This is a genomic window from Klebsiella sp. 10-1 (genome assembly GCF_009758445.1).
In the GTDB taxonomy this organism is placed as follows: domain Bacteria; phylum Pseudomonadota; class Gammaproteobacteria; order Enterobacterales; family Enterobacteriaceae; genus Klebsiella; species Klebsiella scottii.
This window is the reverse complement of record NZ_WQRE01000007.1, coordinates 132,639-151,825: the sequence shown is the minus strand read 5'-3', so window position 1 is coordinate 151,825 and position 19,187 is coordinate 132,639. Positions and strand designations below refer to the sequence as shown.

Sequence of the window (19,187 nt, the reverse complement as noted above, 5' to 3'; positions counted from 1 at the left end):
AAGTAATCGATATAGTTAAAATGAGTCGGCCATTTTCTCATCATGCTTATTTTTGTCGAAATCATAACTTTGATATATTCCTAAAATTCATTTTTACCCTTTTGCAAATTTCATATGCGTGCTAAATGATATTTTCGGCATTAATTACTGTACTTGTGCAAAGGGAATTTAGCCTGATGGTGAAATTAGATATGATAATTGAAAGTATTGAATATCAAACAGCCCCTGCGGTGGAAGTGACAAAACCTCAGCTACGAATGGTCGATCTCAATCTGCTCACCGTCTTTGATGCGGTGATGCAGGAGCAAAATATCACCCGGGCGGCACAGTCTCTGGGGATGTCGCAGCCGGCGGTCAGCAACGCCGTATCGCGCCTGAAGGTGATGTTTAATGACGAGCTGTTCGTTCGCTATGGCCGCGGGATTCAGCCAACGGCGCGTGCGTTCCAGCTGTTTGGCTCGGTGCGTCAGGCTTTGCAGCTGGTGCAGAACGAACTGCCGGGCTCCGGCTTTGAGCCAATAAGCAGCGATCGGGTGTTTAATCTGTGCGTTTGCAGCCCGCTGGATAACTATTTGACGGCAACGATCCTCAATAAAGTTAGCGCCGCCGCGCCAAATATTCATTTGATTTTTAAATCGGCGCTGAATCAAAATACTGACCATCAATTACGTTATCAGGAAATTGAATTTGTGGTTGGCTATGAAGAGTTTCGCCGCCCTGAATTTGCCTGCGTACCGCTGTTTAACGATGAGATGGTATTAGTCGCCAGTCGTCAACATCCGCGTATTAGCGAATTGCTGGCGGAAGACGACATTTATCGGGAAGAGCATGCGGTTGTGGCCCTGGATCGCTATGCTTCATTCAGCCAGCCCTGGTATGACAATCTCGATAAACAGGCGCGAATTGCTTATCAGGGAAATGCGATGGTCAGCGTATTAAACGTGGTTTCGCAAACACAAATGGTGGCTATTGCGCCGCGTTGGCTGGCGGCTGAATTCGCGGATAAGCTTAACCTGCGGCTGGTTACTCTGCCGATGCAGGTTAATAGCCGAACCTGCTATCTTTCATGGCACGAAGCCGCTGGTCGCGATAAAGGCCACCAGTGGATGGAAGAACTGCTGGTCAGTATTTGCCGGCGCTAACCTGTCTCTGCATAACCACAAACGGGAGCCGCGGCTCCTGCTTTGTGAGCGGGTAAAGGGGATATTCTGGCCTGCCGTTGACCGAGGCTAGCGCGGCGGCTCGTTTCGAATGATTTTATCTGTTAATGGGTAGTAAGGCAGAATTTTATTCTGTTTGGCGGACTCGGCTATCCGCAGATTCAGATGAAAAATGGATGATTTCCTGCGGCACGGCGATTTGTCCGAGTAATGATTTGCGCCATTTACTGTCGGTGAAGTTTTCCACCTGATTTTTTATTAAATCCTCTTTTTTATTCTTTTAATACTTCTCGCGTACCCGCGGCGGCTAATTGCCTGCCCGTTAGCGACCAGTTATGGTAAAGGCAGGCAGTCAATTCACCTCAATGCGAAGACGAGATTCTGCGCATTTGTGCGAACGCGCGGAAATTGAATTCCGCTGTCGTTAAAAACAATAAGCCGGGAGGCAAACCATGGAGATGTTGTCAGGAGCCGAGATGGTCGTCCAGTCGCTTGTCGATCAGGGCGTCAAGCAGGTATTCGGTTATCCCGGGGGGGCGGTCCTCGATATCTATGATGCGTTACATACCCTCGGCGGTATCGATCATATTTTGGTCCGCCACGAGCAGGCCGCGGTACATATGGCGGACGGCCTCGCCCGCGCCACGGGGGAAGTCGGCGTCGTGCTGGTGACTTCCGGGCCCGGCGCAACGAACGCCATTACCGGTATTGCGACGGCTTACATGGACTCTATCCCTCTGGTGATCCTCTCCGGGCAGGTGGCGACTTCCCTGATTGGCTACGACGCTTTCCAGGAGTGCGACATGGTCGGTATTTCCCGGCCGGTGGTAAAGCACAGCTTCCTGGTTAAGCAAACTGAAGATATCCCCGGCGTCCTGAAGAAAGCCTTCTGGCTGGCGGCCAGCGGCCGTCCTGGCCCGGTTGTCGTCGATCTGCCGAAAGATATCCTCAACCCGGCGAACAAGCTGCCGTACGTATGGCCGGATGCGGTCAGCATGCGCTCCTATAATCCGACGACCAGCGGGCATAAAGGACAGATTAAACGCGCTCTGCAGACGCTGATCGCGGCCAAACACCCGGTGGTGTACGTGGGCGGCGGGGCGATTAACGCCCAATGCGAAGAGCAGCTGTATCGTCTGGTGGAAAAACTTAATCTGCCGGTCGTTTCGTCGCTGATGGGGCTGGGGGCTTTCCCGGCTACGCACCAGCAGGCGCTGGGCATGCTGGGTATGCACGGCACCTACGAAGCCAACATGACGATGCATAATTCCGACGTGATTTTTGCCGTTGGCGTCCGCTTTGACGATCGCACGACCAACAATCTGGCAAAATATTGCCCGAATGCCACGGTGCTGCATATCGACATCGATCCGACGTCAATTTCGAAAACGGTGCCGGCGGACGTGCCGATCGTTGGCGATGCTCGTCAGGTGCTGGAGCAGATGCTGGATCTGCTGGAGCAGGAAGAGGCGCAGCAGCCGCTGGATGAGCTCCGCGACTGGTGGCGGCAGATCGAGCAGTGGCGCGCGCGTCACTGCCTGCAATACGATACGCAAAGCGGCAAGATCAAACCGCAGGCGGTAATCGAGACCATCTGGCGTCTGACCAACGGGGATGCCTACGTCACCTCCGACGTTGGCCAGCATCAGATGTTCGCCGCGCTCTATTATCCCTTTGATAAGCCAAGACGCTGGATCAACTCCGGCGGCCTGGGCACGATGGGCTTCGGCCTGCCTGCGGCGCTCGGCGTGAAGATGGCGCTGCCGGAGGAGACCGTTGTTTGCGTCACCGGCGACGGCAGTATTCAGATGAATATCCAGGAGCTGTCCACCGCGCTGCAGTATGAACTGCCGGTTCTGGTGCTGAACCTCAATAACCGCTATCTCGGGATGGTGAAGCAGTGGCAGGACATGATTTACTCCGGCCGTCACTCGCAGTCGTACATGGAGTCACTTCCGGATTTTGTCCGCCTGGCAGAAGCGTATGGTCACGTAGGGATTCGCATCAACGAGCCGCAGGAGCTTGAGCCGAAGCTGGCTGAAGCGCTGGAACAGGTGCGTAATAATCGTCTGGTCTTCGTCGATGTAACTGTCGACGGCAGCGAGCACGTGTATCCGATGCAGATCCGCGGCGGCGGGATGGACGAGATGTGGTTGAGCAAAACGGAGAGAACCTGATTATGCGCCGGATATTATCGGTATTACTGGAAAACGAATCGGGCGCCTTATCGCGCGTTATTGGTCTCTTTGCGCAGCGTGGGTATAACATTGAAAGCCTGACGGTGGCACCTACAGACGACCCGACGCTCTCGCGGATGACGATTCAGACCGTGGGTGATGAGAAAGCGATTGAGCAGATCGAGAAGCAGCTGCATAAGCTGGTGGACGTGCTGCGGGTCAGCGAGCTTGGACAAAACTCGCACGTTGAGCGCGAGATTATGCTGGTGAAGGTGCAGGCCAGCGGCTTTGGCCGCGAAGAGGTCAAGCGCAACACCGAGATCTTCCGCGGGCAGATTATTGATGTCACCCCGTCTATCTACACCGTTCAGCTGGTTGGCACCAGCGATAAGCTGGATGCATTCATCGCCTCGCTGCGTGACGTCGCGAGAATAGTTGAAGTTGCTCGCTCTGGCGTCGTTGGCCTGTCGCGCGGCGATAAAATAATGCGCTGAGTCGCTGAAAATGACGTAAAAATAGCCCGGCACAAACTGTCGGGCTATTTTTTTGCGAAATCGGTAGGAACTGGAGATAAAACCGGTTGCTGTGCTAACTGTTCTGCGTTTAGATGTTATGAAAATGAATCCATACCTGAAGAAAGGTTATGTTCTGTACTAAATTACCCAAGGGGCAATTGTGAAACTGGATGAAATCGCCCGGCTGGCCGGTGTCTCGCGAACCACCGCTAGCTATGTGATTAACGGTAAAGCGAAGCAGTACCGCGTGAGTGATAAAACGGTCGAAAAGGTGATGGCTGTGGTTCGTGAACACAACTATCACCCGAATGCGGTCGCTGCCGGCCTGCGTGCAGGACGCACGCGTTCTATTGGTCTGGTCATTCCGGATCTGGAAAACACCAGCTATACCCGCATTGCTAACTACCTGGAGCGTCAGGCGCGTCAGCGCGGCTATCAGCTGCTGATCGCCTGTTCGGAAGATCAGCCAGATAACGAGATGCGCTGCATTGAGCATCTGCTGCAGCGCCAGGTCGATGCCATTATCGTTTCGACCTCATTACCGCCTGAGCACCCGTTCTATCAGCGCTGGGCCAACGATCCTTTCCCGATTGTTGCGCTCGATCGCGCGCTCGATCGTGAACACTTCACCAGCGTCGTGGGCGCCGATCGGGACGATGCGGAAATGCTGGGCGCCGAGCTGCGTAAATTCCCTGGCGACAGCGTGCTGTATCTTGGCGCTCTGCCGGAGCTGTCGGTGAGCTTCCTGCGCGAGCAGGGCTTCCGGACCGCGTGGCAGGACGATCCGCGTGAGGTGCAGTACCTCTACGCTAACAGCTACGAGCGCGAAGCGGCGGCTCAGCTGTTCGAGAAGTGGCTGGAAACGAATCCGATGCCGCAGGCGCTGTTTACCACCTCGTTCCCGCTGCTGCAGGGCGTGATGGACGTGACGTTGCGTCGTGAAGGCAAGCTGCCATCCGAGCTGGCGATTGCGACTTTCGGCGATAACGAACTGCTGGATTTCCTCCAGTGTCCGGTGCTGGCAGTGGCCCAACGCCACCGCGATGTTGCCGAACGCGTGCTGGAGATTGTCCTCGCCAGCCTCGACGAACCGCGCAAGCCAAAGCCTGGCCTAAGCCGGATTCGCCGGAATTTGTATCGCCGCGGGAGCCTGAACCGTCGTTGAATATTTCCGGCAGGAGGCTGCCGGGATAATTCTACCGCTCGCCAGACGGACGCGCGTCTGGCGATAATCCATACAAATTGCCTTAAAAATGCAAAACTGAATATCTTTCAGACAAATCCCTAAACTTCTTTACGTATTATTTTGTTTTATTCTGGAGCAGGGCCTTTCTTGCATCTGCTGGGTATAAGAAAAGATGTCCCCGCCGATATTTGTATTATTTTGTTACATTCACTAAGTTAATCGCTGAATTAACACTCATTTTATCGCAAACAATACCCACAATCTTCTCCACCCCGCGACAAGAGAGCCTCTCCGGTGACAACCGGCACTGTTAACGGGCATCAGAATCGCCTAAAATGCCGCTCGCGTCGCAAACTGACACTTTATATTTTCCCGCCGAAGATATTTTGTTGCTTTTAACTGTTACGAATTTGTTGGTTGTTTTCTTACACGTATTCATGACGTTAATTTGCCTCGTTTGTTGATGATTTTATCATCAGGCCTAATATCGGCTGCAAATAATGGGTTTTTAAGCTTCGTTGGTATTCGTGCTGGCTTGACAAGCTTTTCCTCCGCTCCGTAAACTCCTTCTGGTGGGAATTTGTGGGGTAAAGTGGCGAAAAGGGGTGAGGCTGGCATGTTCCGTGGGGCAACGTTAGTCAATCTCGACAGCAAAGGCCGTCTGGCCGTACCGACGCGTTACCGCGACGGGCTGATTGAGAGCGCTTCCGGTCAATTGGTTTGCACCATTGACATTCATCACCCGTGCCTGCTGCTTTACCCCTTGCCTGAATGGGAAATCATCGAGCAAAAATTGTCGCGTTTATCGAGCATGAATCCCGCTGAGCGGCGCGTACAGCGTCTGCTTCTGGGACATGCCAGCGAATGTCAGATGGATAATGCCGGGCGGCTATTGATCGCACCGGTGTTACGGCAGCATGCCGGGCTGACAAAAGAAGTGATGCTGGTCGGGCAGTTCAATAAGTTTGAGCTGTGGGATGAAACGACCTGGTATCAACGGGTCAAGGAAGATATCGACGCTGAGCAGTCCGCAACCGGGGAACTGCCGGAGCGACTGCAGGATTTGTCTTTATAAAATGATGGAAAATTTTAAACATACTTCGGTACTTCTGGATGAAGCCGTTAACGGCCTGAATATTCGCCCGGATGGTATCTACATTGATGGCACTTTTGGTCGCGGTGGTCACTCGCGCCTGATCCTCTCCCGGCTGGGAGCGGAAGGCCGCCTGCTGGCAATCGATCGCGATCCGCAGGCGATCGCCGTGGCGAAGACCATCGATGACCCCCGTTTTTCCATCGTACATGGACCTTTTTCTGCGCTTGCAGATTATGTTAGTGAGCGCGAACTGACGGGCAAGATCGACGGTATTCTTCTCGATCTTGGCGTCTCGTCACCTCAGCTTGATGACGCGGAACGCGGCTTCTCGTTTATGCGCGACGGCCCGCTGGATATGCGCATGGATCCGACGCGCGGCCAGTCGGCCGCCGAATGGCTGCAGACGGCCGAAGAGGCCGATATCGCCTGGGTTATTAAAACCTTTGGCGAAGAGCGCTTCGGTAAGCGCATCGCGCGCGCCATCGTTGAGCGCAACCGCGTTGAGCCCATGACCCGCACGAAAGAGCTGGCGGAAGTGGTGACGGCGGCGACTCCGGTGAAGGATAAATTCAAACATCCCGCGACCCGTACCTTCCAGGCGGTGCGCATTTGGGTGAACAGTGAACTGGAGGAGATAGAGCAGGCGCTAAAAAGCTCGCTCAGCGTGCTGGCCCCGGGCGGGCGGCTTTCTATCATCAGTTTCCACTCGCTGGAAGACCGTATTGTGAAGCGCTTTATGCGTGAGCAAAGCCGCGGTCCGCAGGTTCCGGCAGGGCTACCGATGACTGAAGAGCAGCTTAGTAAACTGGGCGGCCGTGAGCTGCGAGCATTAGGCAAGTTGATGCCGGGCGAAGAAGAGGTGGCAGAGAATCCACGCGCCCGTAGTTCAGTTCTGCGCATTGCAGAGAGGACGAACGCATGATCGGCAGAGTGACAGAAGCCTTAAGCAAAGTTAAAGGATCGTTAGGAAGCAACGAGCGCCATGCCTTGCCTGGCGTTATCGGGGACGATCTTCTGCGGTTTGGGAAGCTGCCACTCTGTCTGTTCATTTGCATCATCATTACGGCAATTACGGTGGTCACGACGGCGCACCATACCCGTTTGTTAACCGCCCAGCGCGAACAGCTGGTTCTGGAACGTGATGCGCTGGATATTGAATGGCGCAACCTGATCCTCGAAGAGAACGCCTTGGGCGATCACAGTCGGGTTGAGCGGATCGCGACCGAGAAGTTGCAGATGCAACATGTCGATCCATCACAAGAAAATATCGTTGTACAAAAATAAGGATTATTGCGACGCATGAAAGCAGCGCCGAAAACGCCAAGACCAAAACGTCAGGAAGAACAGGCCAACTTTATCAGTTGGCGTTTTGCGTTGCTGTGCGGCTGTATTCTGCTGGCTCTGACTTTCCTGCTGGGCCGCGTGGCGTGGCTCCAGGTTATCAGTCCGGACATGCTGGTGCGTCAGGGCGATATGCGCTCCCTGCGCGTACAGGAAGTGTCTACCGCGCGCGGGATGATTACCGACCGCTCGGGCCGCCCGCTGGCGGTGAGCGTGCCGGTGAAGGCTATCTGGGCCGATCCGAAAGAGCTGCACGATGCCGGCGGCGTCACTCTCGACAATCGCTGGAAAGCGCTGGCGGACGCGCTGAATATGCCGCTGGATCAGCTGGCGTCGCGCATCAATACCAACCCGCGGATGCGCTTTATCTATCTGGCTCGCCAGGTCAATCCTGATATGGCCGATTACATCAGGAAGCTTAAGCTGCCGGGGATCCACCTGCGCGAAGAGTCGCGCCGTTACTACCCGTCAGGCGAAGTCACCTCTCACCTTATCGGTTTTACCAACGTCGATAGCCAGGGTATTGAGGGCGTTGAGAAGAGCTTTGACAAGTGGCTTACCGGCCAGCCCGGCGAGCGTATCGTGCGTAAAGACCGCTATGGCCGCGTCATCGAGGATATCTCTTCCACCGACAGCCAGGCCGCGCATAACCTCGCGCTGAGCATCGACGAGCGCCTGCAGGCGCTGGTTTATCGCGAACTCAACAATGCGGTGGCGTTTAACAAGGCGGAGTCGGGAAGCGCGGTGCTGGTTGATGTCAGCACCGGCGAAGTGCTGGCGATGGCCAACAGCCCGTCCTACAACCCGAATAATTTCTCCGGCACGGCAAAAGATATCATGCGTAACCGCGCCATCACCGACGTCTTCGAACCGGGTTCAACGGTGAAGCCGATGGTGGTGATGACGGCGCTACAGCGCGGGATCGTCAATGAAAATACCGTGCTGAACACCATTCCTTACCGTATTAACGGCCACGAAATTAAAGACGTGGCGCGCTATAGCGAATTGACCCTGACCGGGGTACTACAGAAGTCGAGTAACGTCGGTGTTTCCAAGCTGGCGTTAGCGATGCCGTCCTCAGCGTTAGTAGATACTTACTCACGTTTTGGGCTCGGAAAAGCGACCAATTTGGGGTTGGTCGGAGAACGCAGTGGCTTATACCCTCAAAAACAACGGTGGTCTGACATAGAGAGGGCCACCTTTTCTTTCGGCTATGGGCTAATGGTAACTCCGTTACAGTTAGCGCGAGTCTACGCAACGATCGGCAGCTACGGCGTTTATCGCCCGCTGTCGATTACTAAAGTTGATCCACCGGTTCCGGGCGAGCGAGTCTTCCCGGAACCTCTCGTTCGTACCGTGGTGCACATGATGGAAAGCGTGGCGCTGCCGGGCGGCGGCGGCGTGAAGGCGGCGATTAAGGGCTATCGCATCGCGATCAAAACCGGTACGGCGAAAAAAGTAGGGCCGGACGGCCGCTACATCAATAAATATATTGCTTACACCGCAGGCGTTGCGCCCGCCAGCCACCCGCGTTTCGCGCTGGTGGTGGTGATCAACGACCCGCAGGCGGGTAAATACTACGGCGGCGCCGTTTCCGCGCCGGTCTTCGGTGCCATCATGGGCGGCGTTCTGCGCACCATGAACATCGAACCGGATGCGCTGGCAACGGGCGAAAAAAGTGAATTTGTGATTAATCAAGGCGAGGGAACAGGTGGCAGATCGTAATTTGCGCGACCTTCTCGCTCCGTGGGTGCCAAATGCGCCGGAGCGAATTCTGCGAGAGATGACGCTGGACAGCCGGGTGGCTGCTTCCGGGGATCTCTTTATCGCGGTATTAGGTCATCAGGCGGACGGGCGTCGTTATATCCCGCAGGCGATAGCGCAAGGTGTTGCTGCCATTATAGCTGAGGCCAAAGATGAGGCTGGCGACGGTGAAATCCGTGAAATGCACGGCGTGCCGGTCATTTATCTTAGCCAGCTCAACGAGCGCCTGTCGGCGCTGGCCGGGCGTTTTTACCATCAGCCTTCGCAGCAGCTGCGCCTGATCGGCGTAACCGGGACCAACGGCAAAACCACCACCACTCAGCTACTGGCGCAGTGGGGCAAGCTGCTCGGCGAAACCAGCGCGGTCATGGGTACGGTAGGCAACGGCCTGCTGGACAAGGTTATCCCGACGGAAAACACCACCGGCTCTGCGGTAGACGTCCAGCACGTGCTGTCCGGTCTGGCAGGGCAGGGGGCGACGCTGGCGGCGATGGAAGTTTCTTCTCACGGCCTGGTGCAGCACCGCGTAGCCGCGCTGCAGTTTGCCGCCTCGGTCTTTACCAACCTGAGCCGCGATCACCTGGACTATCACGGTGATATGGCGCATTACGAAGCGGCAAAATGGCTGCTCTACTCCACCCACCACTGCGGTCAGGCGATCGTCAACGCCGATGATGAAGTGGGCCGCCGCTGGCTGGCGAAGCTGCCGGATGCGGTTGCGGTATCGATGGAAGACCATATTAATCCGAACTGCCACGGCCGCTGGCTGAAGGCAACCGCGGTGAGCTATCACGACAGCGGGGCGACCATTCAGTTTGACTCCAGCTGGGGCAAGGGCGAAGTCGAAAGTCGCCTGATGGGCGCCTTTAACGTCAGCAATCTGCTGCTGGCGCTGGCTACGCTGCTGGCGCTGGGCTATCCGCTGGCCGAGCTGCTGAAAACGGCCTCTCGTCTGCAGCCGGTTTGCGGGCGCATGGAAGTCTTTAGCGCGCCGGGTAAAGCGACCGTGGTGGTGGATTACGCTCATACGCCTGATGCGCTTGAAAAAGCGCTGCAGGCCGCGCGTCTGCACTGCAACGGCAAGCTGTGGTGCGTATTTGGCTGCGGCGGCGATCGCGATAAGGGCAAACGTCCGCTGATGGGCGCTATCGCCGAAGAGTTCGCCGATATCGCCGTTGTCACTGATGATAACCCGCGTACCGAAGAGCCTCGCGCCATTATCAACGATATCCTGGCCGGCATGCTTGATGCCGGGTACGCGAAGGTGATGGAAGGTCGGGCGGAAGCGGTGACCAATGCCGTTATGCAGGCGAAAGAGGGCGACGTGGTGCTGGTCGCGGGTAAAGGCCACGAGGATTACCAGATTGTCGGCAACCGCCGCCTGGACTACTCCGATCGCGTTACCGTCGCGCGCTTACTGGGGACGGTAGCATGATTCGCTTTACGCTCACTCAGCTTGCCGACATCGCCAGCGGCGAACTGCACGGTAGCGATCTGGCCATTGATGAGGTCACATCGGATACCCGCAAAATAACGGCGGGCTGCCTGTTTGTAGCCCTCAAAGGCGAGCGCTTCGACGCTCACGACTTTGCTGCGCAGGCAAAACAGGCGGGTGCCGGCGCGCTGCTGGTCAGCCGCAGGCTGGAGTGCGATTTACCCCAGGTGGTGGTGAAAGATACTCGCCTGGCTTTCGGTGAGCTGGCCGCGTGGGTTCGCCAGCAGGTACCGGCGCGCGTGGTCGCGCTGACCGGCTCCTCCGGAAAAACCTCGGTGAAAGAGATGACCGCGGCGATCCTCGGACAGTGCGGCACCACGCTGTATACCGCCGGCAACCTGAATAACGATATTGGCGTGCCGATGACGCTGCTGCGTCTGACTCATGAGCACCGGTATGCGGTGATTGAGCTGGGCGCCAACCACCAGGGCGAAATTGCCTGGACCGTTAATCTGACGCGTCCGAAAGCCGCGCTGGTGAACAACCTGGCCGCCGCGCATCTTGAGGGTTTCGGCTCGCTGGCGGGCGTGGCGAAAGCGAAAGGCGAAATCTTTACCGGCCTGCCGGCAAACGGCATCGCCATTCTCAACGCCGACAATAACGACTGGCTGAACTGGCAGAGCGTCATTGGCGATCGTAAGGTTTGGCGCTTCTCGCCAAACGCCGCGAACAGCGACTTTACGGCGACCAATATTCATGTCACCAGCCACGGTACGGAATTTACCCTGCAAACCCCAACGGGGAGCGTGGATGTTCTGCTGCCGCTGCCGGGCCGCCATAATATCGCCAACGCGCTGGCCGCAGCCTCGCTGGCAATGGCGGTCGGCGCTGATTTAGCCGCGGTGAAAGCCGGGCTGGCTCAGCTTACCGCGGTGCCTGGGCGCCTGTTCCCGATCCGGCTTACGGAAAATCAGCTGCTGCTTGATGATTCCTATAACGCCAACGTCGGGTCGATGACCGCCGCGGTGCAGGTACTGGCTGAAATGCCGGGCTACCGGGTGCTGGTGGTCGGCGATATGGCCGAGCTCGGCGCGGAAAGCGCCGCCTGCCATCGTCAGGTTGGCGAAGCGGCGAAGATTGCAGGACTCGATCGGGTACTGAGCGTCGGCGCGCTGAGCGCTGATATCAGCTCCGCCAGCGGCGTGGGCGAGCACTTTAGCGAGAAATCCGCGCTGGTGACTCGTCTGCGCGAGCTTATCGCAGAGCATAAAATTTTGACCATTTTAGTGAAGGGTTCACGTAGTGCCGCCATGGAAGAGGTAGTACGCGCATTACAGGAGAATGGAACATGTTAGTATGGCTGGCCGAACATTTGGTCAAATATTATTCAGGCTTTAACGTCTTTTCCTACCTGACGTTTCGCGCCATCGTCAGCCTGCTGACCGCGCTGTTCATCTCTTTGTGGATGGGCCCGCGTATGATCGCTCGTCTGCAAAAACTCGCTTTCGGCCAGGTTGTCCGCAACGACGGTCCGCAATCTCACTTCAGCAAACGCGGTACGCCGACCATGGGCGGGATCATGATCCTTACCGCGATTGTGGTATCGGTCCTGCTGTGGGCTTACCCCTCTAACCCGTACGTCTGGTGCGTTCTGACGGTGCTGATAGGTTACGGCATCATTGGCTTCGTTGATGACTATCGCAAGGTGGTACGCAAAGACACCAAGGGCCTGATTGCCCGCTGGAAATACTTCTGGATGTCGGTGATTGCGCTGGGGGTTGCCTTTGCGCTGTATATGGCCGGGAAAGACACGCCGGCCACCCAGCTGGTGGTGCCGTTCTTCAAAGACATCATGCCGCAGCTGGGGCTGCTGTACATTCTGCTGGCCTACTTTGTGATTGTCGGTACCGGCAACGCGGTTAACCTCACCGATGGCCTCGACGGTCTGGCGATTATGCCCACCGTATTTGTTGCCGCCGGTTTCGCGCTGGTGGCGTGGGCGTCGGGCAACATGAACTTCGCCAACTACCTGCATATTCCCTATCTGCGTCATGCCGGCGAACTGGTTATCGTCTGTACGGCAATTGTTGGCGCGGGCCTTGGCTTCCTGTGGTTTAACACCTATCCGGCTCAGGTCTTTATGGGCGACGTGGGTTCGTTGGCCCTCGGCGGCGCGCTGGGCATCATTGCCGTGCTGCTGCGTCAGGAATTCCTGCTGGTTATTATGGGTGGCGTTTTTGTTGTTGAGACCCTGTCGGTCATTCTGCAGGTCGGCTCCTTCAAGCTGCGCGGCCAGCGCATCTTCCGAATGGCGCCGATTCATCACCACTATGAACTGAAAGGCTGGCCGGAACCGCGCGTGATCGTGCGCTTCTGGATTATTTCGCTGATGCTGGTGCTGATTGGCCTGGCGACGCTGAAGGTACGTTAATCATGGCAGATTATCAGGGTAAGAAAGTCGTCATTATTGGGCTGGGTATGACCGGCCTGTCTTGCGTGGACTTTTTCATGGCCCGCGGCGTGACGCCGCGCGTCATGGATACTCGCGCTGCGCCTTCAGGCCTGGATAAGCTGCCGGAAGGAGTGGAGCGCTACGTTGGCGGCCTGAACGAAGATTGGCTGCTGGCGGCCGATCTGATCGTGGCAAGCCCTGGTATCGCCCTGGCGCATCCCTCTCTGAGCGCGGCGGCGGATGCCGGCGTGGAAATCGTTGGCGATATCGAGCTGTTCTGCCGCGAGGCGCAGGCGCCGGTTGTGGCCATTACCGGCTCAAACGGTAAAAGCACCGTCACCACCCTTGTGGGTGAGATGGCGAAAGCGGCCGGCGTAAACGTCGGCGTCGGCGGCAATATTGGCCTGCCGGCCCTGATGCTGCTGGACCCTGAACGCGAACTGTATGTTCTGGAACTTTCCAGCTTCCAGCTGGAAACCACCTCCAGCCTGCGGGCGGTTGCCGCGACGATCCTCAACGTGACCGAAGATCATATGGACCGCTATCCGCTAGGCCTGCAGCAGTATCGGGCGGCCAAACTGCGCGTTTATGAAAATGCGAAGAGCTGCATCGTGAATGCTGATGACGGATTGACGATGCCGGTGCGCGGCGCCGATGACCGCTGCATCAGCTTTGGCGTGGACGTCGGCGACTACCACCTCAACCGCCAGCAGGGAGAAACCTGGCTGCGGGTGAAAGGTGAGAAAGTCCTGAACGTCAAAGAGATGAACATCACCGGCCAGCATAACTACAGCAATGCCCTGGCGGCGCTGGCGCTGGCGGATGCCGCAGGCCTGCCGCGGGCCAGCAGCCTCAAGGCGCTGACTACGTTTACCGGTCTGGCGCACCGCTTCCAGCTGGCGCTGGATCATAACGGCGTGCGCTGGATTAACGATTCCAAAGCCACCAACGTTGGCAGCACCGAAGCGGCGCTGAACGGTCTGCATCTGGACGGTACGCTATATCTGCTGCTCGGCGGTGACGGCAAATCCGCTGATTTTGACCCGCTGAAGCGTTATCTGGCCGGCGACAATATCCGCCTCTACTGCTTCGGTCGCGACGGCGAGCAGCTGGCAGCGCTGCGCCCTGAGGCGGCGACGCAGACGGAAACCATGGAGCAGGCGATGCGTCAGATTGCGCCGCTGCTGAAGCCGGGCGATATGGTGCTGCTGTCACCGGCCTGCGCCAGCCTCGATCAGTTTAAAAACTTCGAACAACGGGGGGATATCTTTACCCGCCTGGCGAAGGAGTTAGGCTGATGCGTCTATCCCTCCCGCGCCTGAGAATGCCCCGACTGACGCTGCCGCGTTTGCCGGGAATGCGTATCTTCTCCTGGCTGTTTGCCGCGCTGAAGGGCTGGGTGATGGGCTCGCGGCAGAAAGATAACGACAGCCTGGTGATGTATGACCGGATGCTGCTGTGGCTGACGTTTGGCCTGGCGGCGGTCGGCTTCATCATGGTGACCTCGGCCTCGATGCCGGTTGGTCAGCGTCTGGCGAACGATCCGTTTCTGTTTGCCAAGCGCGACGGACTCTACATTCTGCTGGCGCTGGGGCTCGCGCTGGTGACCCTGCGCCTGCCGATGGTGTTTTGGCAGCGGCACAGCACCGCGATGCTGATCGCCTCGATCGTGATGCTGCTGATCGTGCTGGTGGTCGGGAGTTCGGTAAACGGGGCATCGCGGTGGATTGCGCTGGGCCCGCTGCGTATTCAGCCTGCGGAGTTTACCAAGCTGTCGCTGTTCTGCTACATCGCTAACTACCTGGTACGTAAAGGCGATGAGGTGCGCAATAACCTGCGCGGCTTCCTGAAACCGATGGGCGTGATTTTCGTGCTGGCGATTCTGCTGCTGGCGCAGCCGGACCTCGGAACGGTGGTTGTGCTGTTTGTCACGACCCTGGCGATGCTGTTTCTCGCCGGCGCTAAGCTGTGGCAGTTCATTGCCATTATCGGCATGGGGATCTCGGCGGTGGTGCTGCTGATCCTCGCCGAACCGTATCGTATTCGCCGCGTAACCTCCTTCTGGAACCCGTGGGAGGATCCGTTTGGCAGCGGCTACCAGCTAACCCAGTCGCTGATGGCCTTTGGTCGCGGCGAAATGTGGGGGCAGGGCTTAGGCAACTCGGTACAAAAGCTGGAGTATTTGCCGGAGGCGCACACTGACTTCATCTTCGCCATCATCGGCGAAGAACTCGGTTATATCGGTGTGGTACTGGCCCTTTTAATGGTATTCTTCGTCGCTTTTCGCGCCATGTCCATTGGCCGCAAAGCGCTGGAGATTGACCACCGTTTCTCCGGCTTTCTGGCCTGTGCGATCGGTATCTGGTTTAGCTTCCAGGCGCTGGTTAACGTCGGCGCGGCTGCGGGCATGCTGCCGACCAAGGGCCTGACGCTGCCGCTTATCAGCTACGGTGGTTCCAGCTTGCTGATTATGTCGACGGCCATCATGTTGCTGTTGCGTATTGATTATGAAACGCGTCTGGAAAAAGCGCAGGCGTTTACACGGGGTGTTCGATGAGCGGTCAGGAAAAGCGGTTAATGGTGATGGCGGGCGGTACCGGCGGGCATGTGTTCCCGGGGCTGGCGGTCGCGCACCATTTAATGGACCAGGGCTGGCAGGTTCGCTGGCTGGGTACCGCCGATCGTATGGAAGCGGACTTAGTGCCAAAGCACGGTATTGAGATAGATTTTATCCGCATCTCCGGCCTGCGCGGCAAAGGCCTGAAGGCGCAGCTGCTGGCGCCGGTACGTATTTTCAACGCCTGGCGTCAGGCGCGCGCGATTATGCAACGTTTCCAGCCGGACGTCGTGCTGGGGATGGGCGGATACGTGTCCGGCCCCGGCGGGCTGGCGGCGTGGTCGCTGGGTATTCCGGTGGTGCTGCACGAACAGAATGGTATTGCCGGCCTGACCAATAAATGGCTGGCAAAAATTGCGAAGAAAGTGATGCAGGCGTTTCCCGGCGCGTTCCCCCACGCTGACGTGGTGGGCAACCCGGTACGTACCGATGTGCTCGCGCTGCCTCTGCCGGAGCAGCGGCTGTTTGGGCGTCAGGGGCCGACCCGCGTTTTAGTGGTTGGCGGTTCGCAGGGCGCGCGCGTATTGAACCAGACCATGCCGCTGGTGGCCGGGAAGCTGGGCGGCGCGGTGACCATCTGGCATCAGAGCGGTAAAGGCGGCCAGCAGACGGTACAGCAGGCTTACGCCGATGCCGGGCAGCCGCAGCACAAGGTGACCGAATTTATTGATGATATGGCGGCGGCGTATGCCTGGGCCGATGTGGTGGTATGTCGCTCCGGTGCGCTGACGGTGAGCGAAATTGCCGCCGCAGGATTACCGGCGCTGTTTGTGCCGTTTCAGCACAAGGATCGCCAGCAGTACTGGAACGCGCTGCCGCTGGAGAAAGCGGGAGCCGCGAAAATTCTCGAACAGCCCCAGTTCACGGTTGACGCCGTGGCGCAAACCCTGGCCGGCTGGGATCGGGAAACGCTGCTGGATATGGCGGAACGAGCGCGTAGAGTCTCGATTCCGGATGCTACCGAGCGGGTAGCGGAAGAAGTGAGCGCTGCAGCACTGGCGCGCTAATCGCGGTGAATCCCACCGCCCGAATAGAGAAGTTGATGGCGTAAAGAATGAATACACAAGATTTGGCAAAACTGCGTTCCATAGTGCCCGAGATGCGTCGCGTCCGGCACATTCACTTTGTTGGCATTGGCGGTGCCGGTATGGGCGGTATTGCCGAAGTTCTGGCCAACGAAGGCTACCAGATTTCCGGCTCCGACCTGGCGCCGAATCCGGTTACGCAACAGCTGGCTAAACTTGGCGCCACGATCTATTTCAACCATCGCCCTGAAAACGTGCGTGATGCCAGCGTGGTGGTGGTTTCCAGCGCAATCTCTGCGGACAATCCGGAGATTGTTGCCGCGCATGAAGCGCGTATTCCGGTTATCCGCCGCGCGGAGATGCTGGCGGAGCTGATGCGTTTTCGCCACGGCATCGCTATCGCCGGCACGCACGGTAAGACCACGACCACCGCGATGGTCTCCAGTATTTATGCCGAGGCTGGCCTCGATCCTACCTTCGTCAACGGTGGGTTGGTCAAAGCGGCCGGCGTTCATGCCCGTCTTGGGCATAGCCGTTATCTGATTGCGGAAGCGGATGAGAGCGACGCTTCGTTCCTGCATCTGCAGCCGATGGTTGCCATTGTGACCAATATCGAAGCCGATCACATGGATACCTACCACGGTGATTTTGAAAACTTAAAGCAGACGTTCGTTAACTTCCTGCACAACCTGCCGTTCTACGGACGCGCGGTGATGTGCGTGGACGACCCGGTCATTCGTGAGCTGCTGCCGCGCGTTGGCCGCCAGACGACGACCTACGGCTTTAGCGATGATGCCGACGTGCGTATTGAAGACTATCGCCAGCTTGGCGCGCAGGGCCATTTCCGCCTCGTGCGCCAGGACAAAGAGGTTATCCAGGTCACGCTAAACGCGCCGGGCCGCCATAATGCGCTGAATGCGGCGGCTGCCGTGGCGGTAGCGACGGAAGAGGGCATTGAAGACGACGCGATTCTGCGGGCGCTGGAAGCGTTCCAGGGAACCGGCCGTCGCTTTGATTTCCTTGGCGAATATCCGCTGGCTGAGGTCAACGGTAAAAGCGGCAGCGCGATGCTGATTGATGATTACGGTCATCACCCGACGGAAGTGGATGCGACCATTAAAGCGGCTCGCGCCGGCTGGCCGGATAAAAATCTGGTGATGCTGTTCCAGCCGCACCGCTTTACCCGTACGCGCGATCTGTACGACGATTTTGCCAACGTGCTGACTCAGGTCGATGCGCTACTGATGCTGGACGTCTACTCCGCTGGCGAAGCGCCGATCCCGGGGGCGGATAGCCGCTCCCTGTGCCGCACTATTCGCGGTCGCGGCAAGGTGGACCCGATTCTGCTTTCCGACCCGGCCCAGGCGGCAGAGATGCTGGCTTCGGTGCTTACCGGGAACGACCTGGTGCTGGTGCAGGGCGCTGGAAATATAGGGAAAATCGCCCGCCACCTGGCTGAAATCAAACTCATGCCGCAAAAAGCGGGGGAGGAGCGCCGTGGCTGATAAAATCGCGGTTCTTTTCGGCGGGACCTCCGCCGAGCGAGAGGTATCGCTCAACTCCGGCGCGGCGGTGCTTGCCGGCCTGCGTGAGGGCGGCGTTGACGCCCATCCCGTCGACCCTCGCGATGTCGATATTACTCAGCTGAAGCAGCTGGGTTTTAAGAAAGCGTTTATTGCTTTGCACGGCCGCGGTGGGGAAGATGGAACGTTGCAGGGGCTGCTTGAGCTGATTCAACTGCCTTATACCGGCAGCGGCGTGATGGCTTCGGCAATCTCAATGGATAAAGTGCGCAGTAAATTACTGTGGCAGGGCGCGGGCTTACCCGTTGCTCCGTGGGTGGCGCTGACCCGTTCACAGTTCAACGCGGGCCTTACCGCAGAGGCCGCGCAGCAGATTACGGCGCTTGGCCTGCCGCTCATTATTAAGCCGAGTCGTGAAGGTTCAAGCGTCGGCATGTCGAAAGTAAGCGAAAGTTGTGAATTACACAATGCATTGGCGCTGGCTTTTCAGCATGATGATGAAGTTCTGATTGAGAAATGGCTCAGTGGACCAGAATTCACCGTTGCAATCGTCGGTGAAGAAATTTTACCGTCAATTCGTATCCATGTGGCTGGAACCTTCTATGATTATGAGGCGAAGTATCTCTCTGATGAGACGCAATATTTCTGTCCTGGTTGTGAGGAACCTGCCCGCGAGTCAGAAATTCAGGCCCTGGTACTGAAAGCCTGGAATGTTCTTGGCTGTAGCGGCTGGGGACGGATTGACGTGATGCTGGACAGCGATGGCCAGTTTTATCTGTTGGAAGCGAATACTTCCCCTGGCATGACCAGCCATAGCCTGGTGCCGATGGCGGCGCGTCAGGCGGGGATGAGCTTCTCACAGCTTGTTGTTCGAATTTTGGACCTGGCGGGGTGAT

At 57.5% G+C, this 19,187-nt stretch carries 16 protein-coding genes; all 16 read left to right on the top strand.

Annotated elements, in window-relative coordinates; translation table 11 throughout:
- Nucleotides 1–173 precede the first annotated feature (173 nt).
- The 16 genes from leuO (at nucleotide 174) to GO007_RS22290 (ending at nucleotide 19,186) form a co-directional block, all read left to right on the top strand.
- Nucleotides 174–1,142, top strand: coding sequence for a transcriptional regulator LeuO (gene leuO / locus GO007_RS22365; RefSeq protein WP_095104105.1), 969 nt, complete (start codon nucleotides 174–176; stop codon nucleotides 1,140–1,142).
- A gap of 470 nt (nucleotides 1,143–1,612) precedes the next feature.
- Nucleotides 1,613–3,337 carry an acetolactate synthase 3 large subunit gene (ilvI, locus tag GO007_RS22360; RefSeq protein WP_095103784.1) on the top strand — a complete coding sequence of 575 codons (1,725 nt, stop codon included), beginning with the start codon at nucleotides 1,613–1,615 and terminating at the stop codon, nucleotides 3,335–3,337.
- A gap of 2 nt (nucleotides 3,338–3,339) precedes the next feature.
- The gene (gene ilvN / locus GO007_RS22355) at nucleotides 3,340–3,831 is read left to right on the top strand and encodes an acetolactate synthase small subunit (protein ID WP_041144039.1); all 492 of its coding nucleotides are present in this window, start codon (nucleotides 3,340–3,342) and stop codon (nucleotides 3,829–3,831) included.
- A gap of 181 nt (nucleotides 3,832–4,012) precedes the next feature.
- Nucleotides 4,013–5,017, top strand: coding sequence for a catabolite repressor/activator (gene cra / locus GO007_RS22350; RefSeq protein ID WP_095103783.1), 1,005 nt, complete (start codon nucleotides 4,013–4,015; stop codon nucleotides 5,015–5,017).
- A 637-nt stretch (nucleotides 5,018–5,654) separates the two neighbouring features.
- A complete protein-coding gene (gene mraZ, locus GO007_RS22345) occupies nucleotides 5,655–6,113 on the top strand; it encodes a division/cell wall cluster transcriptional repressor MraZ (RefSeq protein ID WP_041144041.1) in 459 nt (152 codons plus the stop codon).
- A 1-nt stretch (nucleotide 6,114) separates the two neighbouring features.
- Nucleotides 6,115–7,056 (top strand): 16S rRNA (cytosine(1402)-N(4))-methyltransferase RsmH, encoded by a 942-nt coding sequence (gene rsmH, locus GO007_RS22340; RefSeq protein WP_095103780.1) that lies wholly within the window; start codon nucleotides 6,115–6,117, stop codon nucleotides 7,054–7,056.
- Complete coding sequence (gene ftsL / locus GO007_RS22335; RefSeq protein WP_004857854.1) at nucleotides 7,053–7,418, top strand: cell division protein FtsL; 366 nt, start codon at nucleotides 7,053–7,055, stop codon at nucleotides 7,416–7,418. The genes rsmH and ftsL overlap by 4 nt, the downstream gene beginning before the upstream one ends.
- Before the next feature lie 15 nt (nucleotides 7,419–7,433).
- Nucleotides 7,434–9,200, top strand: a complete 1,767-nt coding sequence (locus GO007_RS22330; RefSeq protein WP_041144043.1) for a peptidoglycan glycosyltransferase FtsI — start codon at nucleotides 7,434–7,436, stop codon at nucleotides 9,198–9,200.
- Entirely contained in the window at nucleotides 9,187–10,674 is a 1,488-nt protein-coding gene (gene murE, locus GO007_RS22325) for a UDP-N-acetylmuramoyl-L-alanyl-D-glutamate--2,6-diaminopimelate ligase (RefSeq protein ID WP_095103779.1), read from the top strand. The genes GO007_RS22330 and murE overlap by 14 nt, the downstream gene beginning before the upstream one ends.
- On the top strand, nucleotides 10,671–12,029 hold the full coding sequence (gene murF, locus GO007_RS22320) for a UDP-N-acetylmuramoyl-tripeptide--D-alanyl-D-alanine ligase (RefSeq protein ID WP_095103778.1): 1,359 nt from the start codon (nucleotides 10,671–10,673) through the stop codon (nucleotides 12,027–12,029). Before murE ends, murF begins: the two co-directional genes overlap by 4 nt.
- Entirely contained in the window at nucleotides 12,023–13,105 is a 1,083-nt protein-coding gene (gene mraY / locus GO007_RS22315) for a phospho-N-acetylmuramoyl-pentapeptide-transferase (RefSeq protein ID WP_095103777.1), read from the top strand. Before murF ends, mraY begins: the two co-directional genes overlap by 7 nt.
- Before the next feature lie 2 nt (nucleotides 13,106–13,107).
- Nucleotides 13,108–14,424, top strand: a complete 1,317-nt coding sequence (gene murD / locus GO007_RS22310) for a UDP-N-acetylmuramoyl-L-alanine--D-glutamate ligase (protein WP_095103775.1) — start codon at nucleotides 13,108–13,110, stop codon at nucleotides 14,422–14,424.
- Nucleotides 14,424–15,683 carry a cell division protein FtsW gene (ftsW, locus tag GO007_RS22305; RefSeq protein WP_095103774.1) on the top strand — a complete coding sequence of 420 codons (1,260 nt, stop codon included), beginning with the start codon at nucleotides 14,424–14,426 and terminating at the stop codon, nucleotides 15,681–15,683. The genes murD and ftsW overlap by 1 nt, the downstream gene beginning before the upstream one ends.
- A complete protein-coding gene (gene murG / locus GO007_RS22300; RefSeq protein WP_095103773.1) occupies nucleotides 15,680–16,750 on the top strand; it encodes an undecaprenyldiphospho-muramoylpentapeptide beta-N-acetylglucosaminyltransferase in 1,071 nt (356 codons plus the stop codon). The genes ftsW and murG overlap by 4 nt, the downstream gene beginning before the upstream one ends.
- Nucleotides 16,751–16,797: 47 nt before the next feature.
- Nucleotides 16,798–18,273: a UDP-N-acetylmuramate--L-alanine ligase gene (gene murC, locus GO007_RS22295; RefSeq protein ID WP_095103772.1), complete on the top strand. Its 1,476-nt coding sequence runs from the start codon at nucleotides 16,798–16,800 to the stop codon at nucleotides 18,271–18,273.
- Nucleotides 18,266–19,186: a D-alanine--D-alanine ligase gene (locus GO007_RS22290; RefSeq protein WP_095103770.1), complete on the top strand. Its 921-nt coding sequence runs from the start codon at nucleotides 18,266–18,268 to the stop codon at nucleotides 19,184–19,186. Before murC ends, GO007_RS22290 begins: the two co-directional genes overlap by 8 nt.
- Nucleotide 19,187: the final 1 nt, after the last annotated feature.

Coding starts and splice junctions, on each gene's coding strand:
- murD (WP_095103775.1), top strand. CDS start 13,108: ATGGCAGATTATCAGGGTAAGAAAGTCGTCATTATTGGGCTGGGTATG.
- murF (WP_095103778.1), top strand. CDS start 10,671: ATGATTCGCTTTACGCTCACTCAGCTTGCCGACATCGCCAGCGGCGAA.
- GO007_RS22330 (WP_041144043.1), top strand. CDS start 7,434: ATGAAAGCAGCGCCGAAAACGCCAAGACCAAAACGTCAGGAAGAACAG.
- mraY (WP_095103777.1), top strand. CDS start 12,023: ATGTTAGTATGGCTGGCCGAACATTTGGTCAAATATTATTCAGGCTTT.
- rsmH (WP_095103780.1), top strand. CDS start 6,115: ATGATGGAAAATTTTAAACATACTTCGGTACTTCTGGATGAAGCCGTT.
- murC (WP_095103772.1), top strand. CDS start 16,798: ATGAATACACAAGATTTGGCAAAACTGCGTTCCATAGTGCCCGAGATG.
- ftsL (WP_004857854.1), top strand. CDS start 7,053: ATGATCGGCAGAGTGACAGAAGCCTTAAGCAAAGTTAAAGGATCGTTA.
- mraZ (WP_041144041.1), top strand. CDS start 5,655: ATGTTCCGTGGGGCAACGTTAGTCAATCTCGACAGCAAAGGCCGTCTG.
- ftsW (WP_095103774.1), top strand. CDS start 14,424: ATGCGTCTATCCCTCCCGCGCCTGAGAATGCCCCGACTGACGCTGCCG.
- murG (WP_095103773.1), top strand. CDS start 15,680: ATGAGCGGTCAGGAAAAGCGGTTAATGGTGATGGCGGGCGGTACCGGC.
- ilvN (WP_041144039.1), top strand. CDS start 3,340: ATGCGCCGGATATTATCGGTATTACTGGAAAACGAATCGGGCGCCTTA.
- ilvI (WP_095103784.1), top strand. CDS start 1,613: ATGGAGATGTTGTCAGGAGCCGAGATGGTCGTCCAGTCGCTTGTCGAT.